This window comes from Micromonospora sp. C51 (genome assembly GCF_018070435.1).
GTDB classification, from domain to species: domain Bacteria; phylum Actinomycetota; class Actinomycetes; order Mycobacteriales; family Micromonosporaceae; genus Micromonospora; species Micromonospora sediminimaris.
Map to the genome: position 1 here is coordinate 137,883 of NZ_JAGPXQ010000005.1, position 15,356 is coordinate 153,238.

The window sequence follows — 15,356 nt, forward strand, 5'->3', positions numbered from 1 at the left end:
GCCGGCACGGATCAGCGCGGACCGTGATCGGACAACCTCCCGGGGCGGTCAGCCGTGGTCGGGTCCGGCCGGGTCGGCGCGGGAGTGCGGGTCGCCGCCCAGTTCCACCGGCCAGGTGGCGGCCAACCCGGAGAGCCGGGCCACGGCCACGGCCGGATCCGCGCCCCGCCCGACGGCCAGACCGAGCAGGTACGCGGTGACCGGCGCACCCGGCCGCAGCACCTGGTGCGCCACGTCCCGGGCCAGATCCAGCACGGTCGGCACCGGCACCTGCGTCGGATCGAGACCCAGCTCCGCACAGGCGGCCGTGACCCAGTCGTCCAGCACCGTCATCGCGTCCACTCCTCCGCCCGGCGTAGGTCACGCTCAGTGTCGCAGTCGAACCAGGGCTCCGGGCCGTCACCGTGCCACGTCACCTCGCACACCGTCAGGCCAGCGAGCAGCTCCCGCAGCGGTGCACCGGTCACGTCGCCGCCGCGCCGAACGCGGAGCCGATCCAGGGCGGCCCGCAGGGCGGCTGGCCGCCAGACCGCGCACAGCGTCTGCCGCCGCCCCGACCGGTCCACGTAACAGGCCCCGTCAAACGTCGCCGAACCCGGCCCTTCCAGGCTCGCCGTTCCGGCGGACCGGGGACGGTCGAAGCCGGGCAGGTGGTCCAGCAGGTCGCCGACGGCTGACCGGGTCAGCAGGGGCAGGTCGGCGGCGAGCAGGGCGACGGCGGGTACCTCGGTGTCGAGCAGGGCCAGCCCGGCCGCGACAGCGGTCACCGGCCCGCCGCCAGGCGGCACCTCCCGGGTCAGCCGCACTCCGGTGATCGCCGGTCCGGGGCCGACCAGGATTCGGGGCGACGCATCGGCCACCGCGGACAGCACCCGCTCCCGCATCGGCACCCCGCCGACCGGTAGCACCGACTTGTCCCGCCCGCCCATCCGGCGCCCCGCACCACCCGCGAGCACCACCGCCGCGTACGCCGTCATGGCGCCACGCTAGTCGCCGGCCCGACCTGGCGGCAGTCATGGTGGCCGGGCACGGGATCGAGGGCGGCGTGGAGGACGTCCGGCGATGCGGGGCAGGATGGGGGACGTGGGACGGGCTTCGGATCGGCGTGGTGTGGTGCGGGTGGATCTGGACGCGACGGACGCCGGCCGGCGCCGGGTGCGGCGTCCGGACACGATCGCTGCCGAGGAGCCGCTGGAGATCCGGGTCGGTCCCGCCGGACCTGGGCGACGTCCGCCGCTGACCGTCACCATGCGTACCCCGGGTGCCGACCTCGACCTGGCCATCGGCTTCCTGTTCAACGAGGGGCTGATCCGCTCCGCGGACGACGTGTCCACCGCACAGTTGTGTGCCGGCACCGACACCCCGAACACCTACAACGTGGTCGACGTGACCCTCGCTCCCGGGGTACCGGACCCGGTCGCCGACGCGACCCGGCACTTCCACACCACCAGCGCCTGCGGGGTGTGCGGCAAGGCGAGCATCGACGCGGTGCGTACCCGGTCGATCTTCGACGTCGGCGACGACCCGCTCAGCGTGCCGGCGGAGCTGTTGGCCGAGTTGCCGCAGCGGCTGCGGGCCGGGCAGCGGGGGTTCGACCGCACCGGCGGGCTGCACGCCGCGGGCCTGTTCTCCACAGACGGCGAGTTGGTGGTGCTGCGCGAGGACGTGGGTCGGCACAACGCGGTCGACAAGGTGGTGGGCTGGGCGGTGCGCGAACACCGGCTGCCGCTGAGCGGTCAGGTGCTGCTCGTGTCGGGCCGGGCCAGTTTCGAGCTGACCCAGAAGGCCTGGATGGCGGGTGTGCCCCTGCTCGCCGCGGTTTCGGCACCGAGCACGCTCGCGGTCGACGTGGCCACCGAGGCGGGAATGACCCTGGTCGGGTTCCTGCGGGATCGGACGATGAACGTCTACACCGGCGGACACCGGGTCATCGCCTGATCGCGCTCCTGGCGGCCACCGTCAGCGGTTGGCCAGCATCTCGAACAGCTCCAGCCGGGCCGCGGCGTCGCGGGCGATCAGGAAGCCGGCAATGCCCAGAACCCAGCCGAGCATGCTGCCCGAGGTGCGGACGATCCACGCGTTGAGCCGGGCCAGCACCGGCTCCACCCAACTCGGCCAGGCCACCCGCGCACCGAGCAACAGCATCGCCGGCAACACCATGACCAGGCAGTAGCCGCCGAGCAGCGCCACGCTGGTGGGCACGGCCAGGCCGGAGGTGGTGAGCAGGCCCAGAGCGCCGAGGTACGGCAGCATCGTCGCCACCTCGGCCAGCGCCGCGAACAGCGCCAGTCCCACCAGCCAACGAGCCGACGAGTCACCGGCGGTCACCCGGTCACGCCAGCGCAACACCCGACCCGTACCGGCGCCACGCTTGCCGTCGTAACGAAAGCTCAGCACGAACAGGCCGACCCCGAGCACCAGCTGACCCCAGAGCACCGGCCGGTTGTCCAGCGCACCGCCCAGCAGCTCGGCCAAGCCGCTGCCACCGAAGTACAGCAGCAACCCGACCACGAAGTAGAAGCCGGCGATGGTGCCGAGGTAGATCATCACCCGCCGGACGCTCACCGGCCCCGGAGCGAGCAGCAGCCACACCGGGATGAACAGGGTGCCGATGCTGGTGCTGTCCACCAGTGCCAGGCCGACGAGGGACAGCAGCAGGGCAACGCTCATGCCGTACCGGCGGCAAGCTCGGACATGCGGCGATTATCCGGCACCGCCGCCAGGATCGTGCCCCCGGTGCAGAGACGGTCACCGAGGGCGCCGTCGCGCGCGTCGCCTCGCCCGACGCCGCGCTCTCGGCAGACTGGTCGCCGGCCAGCCGTCCAGCCGGGACGGCGGCACTCCACGGCGGAGCAGATCGTCCAGCAGCACGGCGAGGGAGTAGTCGGGATGCTCGGCCAGCACGCGTCCCAGTGCCACCGCCGCCAACGCGCCCTGCCCGTCGCGCCAGGCGGCGAACGCGAGCAGCGCACCCGGAGCGGCGATCAGCTCCGGGTCGGCCCGGCGCAGCACCTCGGCCCAGAACGCGACGTCCTCGTCCCGGCCGTCGGTGCGCTCCCAGGCGTGGTCGCGTACCGGCAGGTGGGTCAGGAGCAGGCAGAGCCAGGCCAGCTCGTCGTCGGTCAGCCGTTCGCCAGCGCGGTGCCGCCGCACCGTGGCCCGCAGCGCCGCCGTGCCGGCCGCCCGCAGCGCCCGAGCGCCGAGCAGGTCGGTGGCGGGCGCGGCGGCCAACAGGTCGGTGAGCCGTTGCTCCGCCCGCTCGACCGCGTGCCGCATCGCCTCCCCGCCGGCCGGGGCCACCTGTGCGGCGAGTGCCGCCCGGTCCGGTAGGGCCACCTGGCCGGCGAAGACCGCCGCCGCCGGCACCGCGCTGGCCTGCGGGTCGTACGGAGTGCCCTCCGGCGGGCAGCACTCCGGCTCCTCGCAGAGGTAGGACCACCACCGCCCGTCGGTGACCCGCAGCGCGTCGAGCACGGCCAGCCCCGCCTCGGCCAGCGCGGCCCGGACCGCGTCCACCGCCGGGGTCACCCGGGCGGCCGGACCGTACCCGACGACGGTGGCCGAGTCGGCACCCTGCCGGGCGGTCACCGCGGCGATGTGTTGACCGGGCTCGTAGGGGTCGGCGTCGCCGGGCAGGTCGCCGCGGGCGGCGAAGACGATCCGCTTACCGGACAGCGCCACCACCACGATGCTGTCGGCGGGATGGAAGCCCAGCAGGTACGGCACGGCGGCGATGAGGTCGGCGGGAGAGCGTACGGACAGTCGGGGCAGCTCGGTCGAGTTCATGCAGGCAGCCTGCGAGCCAGGGATCGGGCGACGCTGCCCCTGTGGACGACACGCCGGTTATCCACAGTCACCCAGCGTATTTTCCCAGCTCAGTTTCGATCGACTACCACCAGCACCGGCGACCTGACGACTTACCCCAAGGCAGGTAAGGCCAGACGAGGAGTATTCTCACCGTATACTTGGCGGCTGTGGATACCACCATCAAAGTAGACAGTCAGGTACGGGACCGCCTTGCCCGACTCGCACGCGAGCGCGGAACCACGCTCCGCGAACTTGTCTCTGAACTGGCCAACAACACGCCGACCGCGGAAGACCTGAAGACCCGGGCCGAGGCCGCCGTCAGTTACGTGCGGGCTCGCATCAACCCCGACCTCTCCGAGGCCGACCTCTCCGCCGCCGAACGCTTCTGGATGGAGATCGAGTCCGGGCGGGTCCCGGACATCGACGACATGTACGAACCCGACCGGAAGCGGGCAGCATGAGTCGAGCACCCGCATGCGTGGTGCTCGACCACACCGCATTGCTCCTGCTGGGACGAGGTCACCCCTTCCTGTCCGGGCTGGTGGCCGCACCGGCGCACAGTCAACCCCACCGGCACGTTTACGTGCCCGCACTGTGCCTCGCCGGTGCGGTAGCGGAACGCCCGGAGATCGGGGAGCATGTCCTGTCCCTGCCCGCCATCGAGGTCGTCGAAGTGGGCTTCGCCCACGCGTTGACGATCGGCCGCCTCATCGCCGACGAACTGCCCTGGCAGCACGCCCATGCCACGGCGACCTGCGTTCCCGACGTCGAATGGCCCGCCGGCCGACCCCTCATCACCGCGGAGCCGAAACGGTACGAGGGGTACGCGATGCACGTGATTGCCGTCGGTTAGCGATACGTTGCGGGGATGGATCTGGCGTACCTGCGGGCGCATCCGGAGCAGTTGCCCACCTTCCTGACCCACCAGCGGATCCGGGAGACGCCGGTGTCCGGCGGCAACATCTGCGCGGCTTCCCGGCTGACCCTGGACGACGGTCACTCGGTGTTCGCCAAAACCTGGCCGGAAGATGCGGAGCGGCCGGTGCCGGCGAATTTCTTCGCCGCCGAAGCGGCCGGACTGCGCTGGCTGCGCGAGGCCGATGCCGTCGCCGTACCGGAGGTGCTGGTCGCGTTGCCGGAACTGCTGGCGCTGGAGTGGGTCGACCCGGGTGAGCCGACTCCGGAGGCGGCCGACGGTTTCGGGCGGGAGCTGGCCGAGTTGCACCGGACCGGCGCCGATGCGTTCGGTGCGCGGTGGCCGGGGTTCATCGGCGCCCTGCCGGCGGACAACACGCCCCTCGACGGCCTGTGGACGGAGTGGTTCGCCCGGACCAGACTGCTGCCCTACCTGCGCCGATCGGTCGACGCGGGTGCCCTGACCAGCGCCGACGCCGCTCTGGTCGAGCAGGTCGTCACCCGGATCGGCGAGTTCGGCGCTGACGAGCCGCCCGCCCGCATCCACGGTGACCTCTGGCCGGGCAATCTGCTCTGGGGCGATGACGACCGGGTCTGGCTGGTCGACCCGGCGGCGCACGGTGGGCACCGGGAAACCGACCTGGCCCAGTTGGCGCTCTTCGGCGGCCCTCCGCACCACGACCGGATCATGGCGGCGTACCAGGAGAGCTGGCCGCTGGCCGACGGGTGGCGGGCCCGGGTGCCGCTGCACCAGTTGCACCTGTTGCTCGTGCACACCGCGCTCTTCGGCGCGGCGTACCGCGATTCGGTAACCAGGAGCGCCCGGGACGCCCTGAGCGGGGCGGGGCGCGCTACCGTCGACCGGTGAGCCTGCCCCCGCCCACCGGCCTCGTCGACCGGTACGGCCGCGTCGCCCGGGACCTGCGGGTCTCCCTGACCGACAAGTGCAACCTGCGCTGCACCTACTGCATGCCCGCCGAGGGTCTGCCCTGGCTGGCCGGGCCGCAACTGCTGACCGACGACGAGGTGGTCCGGCTGATCCGGGTCGCGGTGTGCCGGCTCGGGGTCGACGAGGTGCGGTTCACCGGTGGTGAACCGCTCATCCGCCCCGGTCTGGTCGGCATCGTCGAAGCCGTGGCGGCCCTCGAACCGCGACCCCGGATCTCCCTGACCACGAACGGCATCGGCCTGGACCGGCTCGCCCCCGCGCTGCGTACCGCCGGCCTGGACCGGGTGAACGTCTCACTCGACACGCTGGACCGGGAACGCTTCACCCGGCTCACCCGCCGGGACCGGTTGGCCGACGTGTTGGCCGGCCTGGCGGGCGCGGCCACCGCCGGGCTCACCCCAGTCAAGATCAACGCGGTGCTGATGCGGGGCGTCAACGACGACGAGGCGCCGGCGCTGCTGCGCTTCGCCCTCGACCACGGCTACGAGTTGCGGTTCATCGAGCAGATGCCGCTGGACGCCCAGCACGGCTGGGACCGGGCGGCCATGGTGACCGCCGACGAGATCCTGGCCACGCTGCGTGACGCGTACGACCTCAGCCCGGACCCGACCGAACGCGGCACCGCCCCCGCCGAGACCTGGCTGGTCGACGGCGGTCCGGCCCGGGTCGGCGTGATCGGCACGGTGACCCGGCCTTTCTGCGGCGACTGCGACCGGACCCGGCTCACCGCCGACGGGCAGATCCGCAACTGCCTGTTCGCCACCGAGGAGTCGGACCTGCGCGGCGCGTTGCGGGCCGGGGCCGACGACGCGGAGCTTGCCCGCCGCTGGCGGGCGGCGACGCTGACCAAGCGGGCCGGGCACGGCATCGACGACCCGTCCTTCCTGCAACCGACCCGGCCGATGTCGGCCATCGGAGGCTGACCATGACCAGCGTCACCGTCCGTTACTTCGCTGGGGCTCGGGCTGCGGCCGGCCGCGCCGAGGAGACCACCGCCGCGGGTCGGTCGCTTGACGAGTTGGTGGCGGAACTGGCCGAGCGGCACGGCGGGCGGTTGGTATCGGTACTGGCGGTGTCGAGTTTTCTGATCGACGGCGTGACCTGTCATGATCGGCAGCAGCCGCTGCCGGCCGGGGCGACGATCGACGTCCTGCCTCCCTTCGCCGGCGGCTGAGGGGGATCCCACGTGTTCGCGGTACTCGGCTTCGTCACCACCCTGGCCGTGATCACCGGGTTGATCCATCTCTACCTGTGGAAACGCCTGGTGAAGGACACCACCACCGCCGGGCGCTGGCGGCGGGCCGGCACGGTCACCGCGGTGGTGCTGGCCCTGCTGGTGCCGGCGACGATGGTCGGCACCCGGGCCGGGATGTACTGGCTCGCCTGGCCGGGCTACCTCTGGCTCGCGCTGATGTTCTACCTGCTGGTGCTGCTCGTCGTGCTGGAAGTCCCGATGCTGGTGACGCGGCTGGTGCTGCGTCGCCGGTCGACCCTGGCCGCCCCGGAGCCGGTCCTGGTCGGCCCGGCCGGGTCCAGCGCGTCGACGGAGTGGGCGACCGGCGCTGACGAGTCGACCGAGCCACCCCAGCCGGCCGGCGACGCCCCTGCGACTCCGCCGGCCACCGGCGCCGTCGGTCCCGACCACGATCCGGGCCGCCGCCTGCTGCTCGCCCGTGGTGCCGCGATCTTCGCCGGGCTCACCGCCACCGGCCTGGTCGGCTACGGCGTACGCACCGCGCTGGGCCCGCCCCGGCTGGACCGGGTGCAGATCCCGCTGGCCAAGCTGCCCCGCAGCATGGACGGTCTGCGCATCGCCACCGTCTCGGACATCCACATCGGCCCGCTGACCGGACGGGCGCACACCGAGCGGATCGTGGCCGCGATCAACCGGCTGGACGCCGACATCGTCGCCGTGGTCGGCGATCTGGTCGACGGTACGGTAGCCGAGTTGGGCGACGACGCCGCACCGCTGCGCGACCTGCAAGCACGCCATGGCAGCTACTTCGTCACCGGCAACCACGAGTACTACTCCGGGGTGGAGGAGTGGGTGGCCGAGGTCGACCGGCTCGGGCTGCGAGTGCTCCAGAATCGGCGACTGGAGATCGCCGCCCGTGGTGGGGTGCTCGACCTGGCCGGCGTCAACGACGTCTCCGCCGTCGGCGACGGCGTCTCCGCGCCGCCGGACTACGACGCGGCGTTGGGCGACCGTGACCCGTCCCGACCGGTGGTGCTGCTGGCGCACCAGCCGGTGGCCGCGCTGGAGGCGGCCAGGTACGGGGTCGACCTGCAACTGTCCGGCCACACCCATGGCGGTCAGATCGTTCCGTTCAACCTGCTGGTCCGGCTCGAACAGCCGGTCGTATCCGGGCTCGGTGAGGTGGACGGAACGAAGGTCTACGTGACCAACGGTGCCGGCTTCTGGGGGCCGCCGGTCCGGGTCGGCGCGGAGCCTCAGGTCACCCTCGTCGAGCTTCGTTCGGCATAGCGCAGCTCACCTCCACGCGTGGCGGCGCGCGGGAGCGCGGCCGGTCGTGACAGGATGCGGCGTGCCCCCGTTCAGCGCCGTACCCCCCGGTGGCCTTCCGCCCTTCGTCGCGGACCTGCACATCCACTCGAAGTACTCGCGGGCCTGTAGCCGCGACCTGAACCTGCCGAACCTCGGCTGGTGGGCGCGCCGCAAGGGCATCGCGGTCCTCGGCACCGGCGACTTCACCCATCCCGCCTGGTACGACCACCTGCGGGAGACACTGCATCCGGCCGAGCCGGGCCTGTACCGGCTGTCGCCGGAGGCGGAGCGGGACATCGCCCGTCGGCTACCGCCCCGGCTGGCCAGCGAGGCGGAGGGCGACCAGGTCCGCTTCATGCTCAGCGTGGAAATCTCCACGATCTACAAGCGGGACGACCGGACCCGCAAGGTCCATCACCTGATCTACCTGCCGGATCTGGACGCGGTGGGCCGGTTCAACGCCGCGCTCGGCCGGATCGGCAACCTCGGCTCGGACGGTCGACCCATCCTCGGTCTGGACTCGCGCGACCTGCTGGAGATCACGCTGGAGGCGAGCGGCGACGGGTACCTCGTACCCGCGCACATCTGGACGCCGTGGTTCTCCGCCCTGGGCTCGAAATCCGGCTTCGACGCGATCGCCGACTGCTACGCAGACCTGGCCGACCACATCTTCGCGGTGGAGACCGGGCTCTCCTCGGACCCGGAGATGAACTGGCGGGTGGGCAGCCTGGACCGCTACCGGCTGGTCTCCAACTCCGATGCCCACTCGCCGCCCGCGCTCGCCCGCGAGGCCACCGTCTTCGCCTCGTCCCGGGACTACTTCGGCATCCGGGAGGCGCTGCGTACCGGTGCCGGGCTGGCCGGGACGATCGAGTTCTTCCCGGAGGAGGGCAAGTACCACGCCGACGGCCACCGGCTGTGCGGGGTGAACTGGGCACCGGAGCGGATCCGGGAGGCCGGCGGACGCTGCCCGGAGTGCGGCAAACCGCTGACGGTGGGCGTACTCAGCCGGGTTGAGGATCTGGCCGACCGGCCCGAGGGTTACCGGCCGCAGCACGCCCCCGAGGTGACCCACCTGATCCAGCTCGCCGAGATCCTCGGCGAGATCAACAAGGTCGGTCCCCGCTCCAAGCGGGTCGAGGGGAAGCTGACCGAGCTGGTCGCCGCGCTCGGCCCCGAGCTGGAGATCCTGACGCGCGTTCCGCTGGACGAGATCGGCCGGGTCGGCGGCGAACTGCTCACCGAGGCGATCGGCCGGCTCCGTCGCGGCGAGGTCCGCCGGGTGCCGGGGTACGACGGCGAGTACGGCGTGATCACCCTGTTCGACCCGGCCGAGCTGGGCGGCGGGGCCGGCGTGTCCGCCGGGCAGGAGACGCTGTTCGACGTGCCGGTGCCCGCGCAACGGCGGGCACCGGAGACCACGGCGAAGGTGGGCGCTGCGGCGAAGACGGCGGCCGGTGTGAAGCGTCCGTCGGCGAAACCCGAGCCGAAGCGGAAGCCGGCGGCGCCGGCACCGCCGATCGCGCCGGCACCCTCCCCGCACGAACCGTTCGAACCGATGCTCGCCGGCATGGAGGAGGTCGGCACCGGCCTGCTCGACCGGCTCGACGCGATGCAGCGGGTGGCCGCCTCGGCACCCGGGGGGCCGCTGCTGATCGTCGCCGGCCCGGGTACCGGCAAGACGCGGACGCTCACCCACCGCATCGCGTATCTCTGCGCCGAGCTGAACGTCTTCCCCGAGCGATGCCTGGCCATCACGTTCACCCGGCGGGCCGCGGAGGAGTTGCGGCACCGCCTCGACGGTCTGCTCGGCCCGGTCGCCGAGGACGTCACAGTCGGCACCTTCCACTCGCTCGGGCTCACCATCCTGCGCGAGAACGCCGGGGCCGCCGGCCTGCCCGACGACTTCCGGATCGCCGACGACGCGGAGCGGACGGCCGCGCGGACCGAGGCCGGAGACGACCCGGCCCGCTACACCGCGCTGCTGCGCAAGCAGGGCCTGGTGGACCTGGACGAGCTGCTCACCCTGCCGGTGGCGCTGCTGCGGGAGGACCGGCGGCTGGTCGACAGGTACCGGCAGCGATGGCAGTGGATCTTCGTGGACGAGTACCAGGACGTCGACGCGGTGCAGTACGAGCTGTTGCGCCTGCTCAGTCCGGCCGACGGGAACCTGTGCGCGATCGGCGACCCGGACCAGGCGATCTACTCGTTCCGAGGTGCCGACGTCGGATACTTCCTGCGCTTCTCGCAGGACTTCACCGACGCCCGCCTGGTCCGGCTCAACCGCAACTACCGGTCCTCCGCGCCGATCCTGGCCGCCGCGGTGCAGGCCATCGCGCCGTCATCGCTGGTACGGGGTCGCCGGTTGGATCCGGCCCGGCTCGACCCGGAGGCGCCGCTTGTCGGCCGGTACGCCGCGGCCTCCGTCGCCGACGAGGCCGATTTCGTGGTACGCACCGTGGACGAGCTGGTCGGCGGCCTGTCCCACCGGTCGCTGGACTCCGGCCGGATCGACGGACGGTCGACCGCGCTGTCCTTCTCGGACATCGCGGTGCTGTACCGCACCGACTCGCAGGCCGCGCCGATCGTGGACGCCCTGGCCCGGGCCAACATCCCGGTGCAGAAACGCTCGCACGACCGGCTGCGGGACCGTCCCGGGGTGGCCGCCATCGCTCGTGAGCTGCGGCACGCCCCCGGTGTGGAGGGTGCCCTGCCCGCGCGGGTACGCCTCGCCGGCCAGGTGCTCGCGGACCGGTTCGCCGCCCCGACCCTGGACGGGTCCGGCGGGGTACGCCCGGAGGATGTCCGGACCGCCGTCGACCTGCTGACGCCGCTGGCCCGTCGCTGCGGTGACGACCTGGAGATGTTCCTGTCGCAGCTCGCCACCGGCGCCGAGGTGGACGCGCTCGACCCACGCGCCGAGGCGGTCACCCTGTTGACCCTGCACGCCGCGAAGGGTCTGGAGTTTCCGGTGGTCTTCCTGGTCGGTGCCGAGGACGGACTGCTGCCGCTGCGCTGGCCCGGGACCACGCCCGACGAGGCCGCGGTGGCCGAGGAGCGACGGCTCTTCTTCGTCGGGCTGACCCGTGCCCAGGACCGGCTCTACGTCAGCCATGCCGCCCGCCGATTCCGGCACGGCTCGGAGCGGGACTGCCGCCCGTCGCCGTTCCTCGACGTGGTCGACCCGGGCCTGTTCGAACGCCTCGGCGACAGCGAGGGCCCCCGGCGACCCAAAGACCGCCAGCTACGCCTCATCTGACGAAGGGGCGATCGGGTTGCCGACCGGCCGGGCAGTGTGGCACCGGTGACCTGTCGTAGGCACTACGGTGACGTTGGCGGTGCCGGTGGTCGACCGACCACCCACCGGCTTCACGGGATGGCTCAGGAGGGCGTGCGCATGGCGAACTACGGACCACCGGGCCCAGGCCCGCAGCCGTGGCACGAGCCGCCTCCTGGCGAGCAACCGTGGCCCGAGCCACAGCCCGGCCAGTGGTACGGCCAGGACCAGGGGTACGGCCAGGACCAGGGGTACGGCCAGGACCAGGGGTACGGCCAGGACCAGGGCTACGGCCAGGTGTACGGAGGCGGCCAGGGCTACCGGTCCGGCGAGTCCTACGACGCCGGGGGGCACGGCGGCGACCGGTACGGCACGACCGGGTCGGGACACCTTCCGCCGGATGCCTGGGCGCAGTCCGCCTACCAGGCTGATGCGGAGACCGGGTACGCCGGCGCACCCACACCACCGCCCCAGCCTCGGCGCGGACGGATGCTCGTCGTGCTGGCGGCCGTCCTGGTGCTGGTGCTGGGCGGTGCGACGGCGTTCTATCTGGTCGGGCGGGACGGCCAGACACCAACTCCGGTGGCCGCACCGACCGAGGAGGTGGCGTCCACGCCGGACCCGCAGGGCGAGGAGCCGCCGCCCGACGATCCGGCCACCGCACCGTCCGCCGATCCCCGCTTCGTGCAGGCCGGGCAGTGCGTACGCAACGACGCCGCGGCCGGCGGCGAGCCCAAGCTGCTGCTGAGTGAGTGTGCGCCGAGGTCGTACGAGGTGCTGCGGCGGTTCGACGGCAAGACCGGCGGCGAGCGTGACGCCGAGGAGAAGTGCGCTGGGGTGGACGGCTACACCAACTGGTACTTCTACGACAGCGAGTTGGACTCACTCGACTTCGTGCTCTGCCTCAAGCAGCGCGACTGACGACCGATTACCAAAACTAGTGCTGTCTAGCTTGGAGGCTAGACAGCACTAGTTTTTGGTCGAGGGCAACACGCCGGTACCGCCGTCTATCCATGTCTAGCCTCTTCTCTAGACGGCCCGATACTCTGCGATGCGTGGATCCGGTCCGCAACCCGTACGCGCCGGGCGCCGGCCAGCGTCCGCCCGAACTCGCCGGGCGGGGGCGGGAGCTGGACGTCTTCGACATCGTGCTGGAACGCATCGCCCGGGGCCGGCCGGAACGCAGCCTGATGCTCACCGGGCTACGCGGCGTCGGCAAGACCGTCCTGCTGAACACGCTGCGCTCCCAAGCCATCAACCGGCTCTGGGGGAGCGGCAAGATCGAGGCACGACCGGATCAGTCGCTGCGCCGACCGATCGCCGCCGCGCTGCACATGGCAGTCCGGGAATTGGCACCGAGGCACCGGGCACCGGAGCGGATCGACGCCTTCCTCGGGGTGCTCAAGGCCTTCGCCCAACGGGGCGCTCCGACCGGTCGCGGCGGGGCCGCTCCGAAACTGCGCGACCGTTGGCAGCCCGGCATCGACGTACCGGCGGCCAGCGGCCGGGCCGATTCCGGCGACATCGAGATCGACCTGGTGGAGCTGCTCACCGATGCCGCCTCCGTCGCCAGCGACGTCGGCACCGGTGTGGCCGTCTTCATCGACGAGATGCAGGACCTGGGCCCGGAGGATGTCTCCGCGCTCTGCGCCGCCTGCCACGAGCTGTCGCAGCTCGGCGCGCCCCTGATCGTGGTCGGTGCCGGCCTGCCGCACCTGCCGGCGGTGCTGAGCGCGGCCAAGTCGTACTCCGAGCGGTTGTTCCGCTACCAACGCATCGACCGTCTCGACCGGATCGCCGCCGACCACGCGCTCTGCGCGCCGGCCGAGCGGGAGGACGTCGAGTACGAGGCGAAGGCCCTCGACCTGCTCTACGAGAAGTCCGGCGGTTATCCGTACTTCGTGCAGGCGTACGGGAAGGCCACCTGGGATCATGCGCCCCGGTCGCCGATCACCGCGGCCGACGTCCGCGTCGCCGCACCGGAGGCCGAGGCGGAGCTGGCGGTCGGCTTCTTCGGCTCCCGCTTCGAGCGGGCCACTCCCGCCGAGCGGGAGTACATGCGCGCGATGGCGACGCTCTCGCTCGTCGAAGGGGAGGCCGACGGCGGCGGCCGGGACGACATGGACGCCGCGGTGCCGACCTCGGAGATCGCCCGAGCCCTCGGCCGCAAACCCGCAAGCCTCTCGCCAGCCCGGGATGCGCTGATCAAGAAGGGGCTGATCTACTCCGGCGAGCGCGGCACGGTCGCCTTCACCGTCCCGCACTTCGGCCGCTACCTGCGCACTCAACCCGCCTGAGGTAGATCTCCACGGACACCGGCCAGGGTTGAAAGCCCTCGGCCGGGCGGCCGGGGGCTTCCGTGAGGTGCGTCAGGCGGTCGGGCGGGCGGCCTTCGCGAGCTCGACGAAGCCGCGCCACGCTGCTGGGTGGAAGGTGAGCGTGCCGCCGGCACGGTCCTTGGTGTCCCGAACCAGGACGACGCCGGGAAGGTTGTCGGCGACCTCGACACAAGCACCGCCGTTGTTGCCGCTCTTGCTGCTCTTACGCCACTGCGCGCCGGTCATGTCCATGATGCTGCCGCTTCCCTGAGGAGTGTCAGGGACTGCGTCCGTGACAGCGCCTCGCCACGGATGCGTTCCCACCTGCGGCCCAGGGTAGCAATGTCGGCGGATTGATCGACGATCTTCGCCTCGGTCTGGCTGTCCGCATGCCCGAGCACGCTGCCGTCGTCCAACTCGGCGAGGATGAGGGGCCCGCCCAGCCCGGCGTACATGCCTACCGATGCGGGCACGACATGGATCGCCGTGGTGGGCTGTGCGCCGCACGCCACCAGGTGCTCGCACTGCTCCCGCATCAGCGCCCGGTCACCGTAGGCGGACCGGCGCAGCACCAGCTCGTCCAGCACCACCACCAGCATCGGCGGGTTGTCCCGGCGCAGGATGGCCTGCCGCTGGAGGCGTGCCTCCACCAGCCGCCCGACGTCGTCGGCGGTCAGTGTCTCCCCGGCCAGCGTCGCCCGCGCGTACGCCTCGGTCTGGAGCAGCCCCGGCACCCAGGCCAGCTCGAACCAGCGCAGCGCTACCGCCTCGCGCTCGATGTCCACCCACCGCCGGAACCACGCCGGCTCGCGCCGCTTGAGGACGTCCGGCCACAGCTCGGTCACCTCCCGGCCGAGCGCCTCGGCGACCCGCCTACGGGTCTGCGGGCGCGGGATGCGTCCATGGCTGGCCCACCGCGCGGCGGTCTTCGGGTCGACACCGACCCGCGCCGCGAGGGTGTCGGCGGTCTCGCCCGCCTCGGTCATGGCTGTGACGACGGCACGGTTCACTCGCGCGATCCTTCCTGGACGTTCGGGGACACTCAGCATCCACTCCGATACGCGGTGTATGCGGCAGCCACACGCCGGAAGGGTGGAAACCAGGACGGCACGAGCCAGTGGAGACTCCCCCGAACTCGCTGGACGTGCTTGTCGGGGCCGCCCCGCCCGGCGAGCACCTCCCGGGGCGGCCCCTCCCAGATCTCCTGGCGACGAGGAGTCACACGTGCCCGCACGACAGCCCCACCGCGATGGCCGGTGACCGGCCGGCGGGAGGACGGCACCCCGACCGTCCCGCCCGGCGTGTATCTGTTGAGCCGGGAGGCATCCCCGCAGTTCAGCGCGCCGATCCTGGTCCGCGTGATCCGCGAGTTGACCGACCGGCACCCGCCGCACGGCTGGACGTGGATCGACTGCTACCAGCTCGACCGGCACGGCGACGCGATCGAGAAGCGACAGTTGTTCGTGATGCCGGCGGGGATGCGCCAGGTCAACGTGCCACCGGTTCCGTACGCCGCCCGACGCCCTTCGGCGAGAACAACCCGGTGAGCCGCCCGGAGTCCATCTCGGAGCGCGTACGCGCTTC

Annotated in this window: 16 protein-coding genes and 1 pseudogene; 11 read left to right on the top strand and 6 right to left on the bottom strand. The window is 72.3% G+C overall.

Going from position 1 to position 15,356, the window contains the following annotated elements:
* Window positions 1-48 precede the first annotated feature (48 nt).
* Complete coding sequence (locus KBX50_RS08990; protein ID WP_210936216.1) at window positions 49-333, bottom strand: DUF6457 domain-containing protein; 285 nt, start codon at window positions 331-333, stop codon at window positions 49-51.
* A complete protein-coding gene (locus KBX50_RS08995) occupies window positions 330-977 on the bottom strand; it encodes a molybdenum cofactor guanylyltransferase (RefSeq protein ID WP_210936218.1) in 648 nt (215 codons plus the stop codon). The genes KBX50_RS08990 and KBX50_RS08995 overlap by 4 nt, the downstream gene beginning before the upstream one ends.
* Before the next feature lie 106 nt (window positions 978-1,083).
* On the opposite strand from KBX50_RS08995, the gene fdhD reads away from it, so the two are divergent.
* Complete coding sequence (fdhD, locus tag KBX50_RS09000; protein ID WP_210936220.1) at window positions 1,084-1,938, top strand: formate dehydrogenase accessory sulfurtransferase FdhD; 855 nt, start codon at window positions 1,084-1,086, stop codon at window positions 1,936-1,938.
* A gap of 21 nt (window positions 1,939-1,959) precedes the next feature.
* Here fdhD and KBX50_RS09005 read toward each other — a convergent pair whose 3' ends face one another.
* Window positions 1,960-2,670, bottom strand: a complete 711-nt coding sequence (locus KBX50_RS09005; RefSeq protein ID WP_210936222.1) for a GAP family protein — start codon at window positions 2,668-2,670, stop codon at window positions 1,960-1,962.
* Between the two features lie 78 nt (window positions 2,671-2,748).
* The gene (locus KBX50_RS09010) at window positions 2,749-3,786 is read right to left on the bottom strand and encodes a DUF4192 domain-containing protein (protein ID WP_210936224.1); all 1,038 of its coding nucleotides are present in this window, start codon (window positions 3,784-3,786) and stop codon (window positions 2,749-2,751) included.
* A 188-nt stretch (window positions 3,787-3,974) separates the two neighbouring features.
* Between KBX50_RS09010 and KBX50_RS09015 the strand changes: the two genes are divergently transcribed.
* The 9 genes and pseudogenes from KBX50_RS09015 (at window position 3,975) to KBX50_RS09055 (ending at window position 13,751) form a co-directional block, all read left to right on the top strand.
* A complete protein-coding gene (locus KBX50_RS09015) occupies window positions 3,975-4,268 on the top strand; it encodes a hypothetical protein (RefSeq protein ID WP_210936226.1) in 294 nt (97 codons plus the stop codon).
* Window positions 4,265-4,660 carry a hypothetical protein gene (locus KBX50_RS09020; protein ID WP_210936228.1) on the top strand — a complete coding sequence of 132 codons (396 nt, stop codon included), beginning with the start codon at window positions 4,265-4,267 and terminating at the stop codon, window positions 4,658-4,660. Before KBX50_RS09015 ends, KBX50_RS09020 begins: the two co-directional genes overlap by 4 nt.
* Window positions 4,661-4,675: 15 nt before the next feature.
* Entirely contained in the window at window positions 4,676-5,590 is a 915-nt protein-coding gene (locus KBX50_RS09025; protein WP_210936231.1) for a fructosamine kinase family protein, read from the top strand.
* Window positions 5,587-6,594: a GTP 3',8-cyclase MoaA gene (moaA, locus tag KBX50_RS09030; protein WP_210936233.1), complete on the top strand. Its 1,008-nt coding sequence runs from the start codon at window positions 5,587-5,589 to the stop codon at window positions 6,592-6,594. Before KBX50_RS09025 ends, moaA begins: the two co-directional genes overlap by 4 nt.
* A gap of 2 nt (window positions 6,595-6,596) precedes the next feature.
* Window positions 6,597-6,845 (top strand): MoaD/ThiS family protein, encoded by a 249-nt coding sequence (locus KBX50_RS09035; RefSeq protein ID WP_210936234.1) that lies wholly within the window; start codon window positions 6,597-6,599, stop codon window positions 6,843-6,845.
* A 12-nt stretch (window positions 6,846-6,857) separates the two neighbouring features.
* Window positions 6,858-8,156 (top strand): metallophosphoesterase, encoded by a 1,299-nt coding sequence (locus tag KBX50_RS09040; protein ID WP_210936236.1) that lies wholly within the window; start codon window positions 6,858-6,860, stop codon window positions 8,154-8,156.
* A 61-nt stretch (window positions 8,157-8,217) separates the two neighbouring features.
* Window positions 8,218-11,436 (top strand): UvrD-helicase domain-containing protein, encoded by a 3,219-nt coding sequence (locus KBX50_RS09045; protein ID WP_210936239.1) that lies wholly within the window; start codon window positions 8,218-8,220, stop codon window positions 11,434-11,436.
* Between the two features lie 678 nt (window positions 11,437-12,114).
* Window positions 12,115-12,375 (top strand): annotated as a pseudogene (locus KBX50_RS33780) (hypothetical protein); the annotation flags it as partial.
* 134 nt (window positions 12,376-12,509) lie between these two features.
* Window positions 12,510-13,751: an ATP-binding protein gene (locus KBX50_RS09055; RefSeq protein WP_210936243.1), complete on the top strand. Its 1,242-nt coding sequence runs from the start codon at window positions 12,510-12,512 to the stop codon at window positions 13,749-13,751.
* Window positions 13,752-13,823: 72 nt separating this feature from the next.
* On the opposite strand, the gene KBX50_RS09060 is transcribed toward KBX50_RS09055, so the two are convergent.
* Window positions 13,824-14,024 carry a DUF397 domain-containing protein gene (locus tag KBX50_RS09060; protein ID WP_210936245.1) on the bottom strand — a complete coding sequence of 67 codons (201 nt, stop codon included), beginning with the start codon at window positions 14,022-14,024 and terminating at the stop codon, window positions 13,824-13,826.
* Complete coding sequence (locus tag KBX50_RS09065; protein WP_210936247.1) at window positions 14,015-14,782, bottom strand: helix-turn-helix transcriptional regulator; 768 nt, start codon at window positions 14,780-14,782, stop codon at window positions 14,015-14,017. The genes KBX50_RS09060 and KBX50_RS09065 overlap by 10 nt, the downstream gene beginning before the upstream one ends.
* A gap of 246 nt (window positions 14,783-15,028) precedes the next feature.
* Between KBX50_RS09065 and KBX50_RS09070 the strand changes: the two genes are divergently transcribed.
* The gene (locus tag KBX50_RS09070; RefSeq protein ID WP_307870892.1) at window positions 15,029-15,319 is read left to right on the top strand and encodes a hypothetical protein; all 291 of its coding nucleotides are present in this window, start codon (window positions 15,029-15,031) and stop codon (window positions 15,317-15,319) included.
* Window positions 15,320-15,356 lie beyond the last annotated feature (37 nt).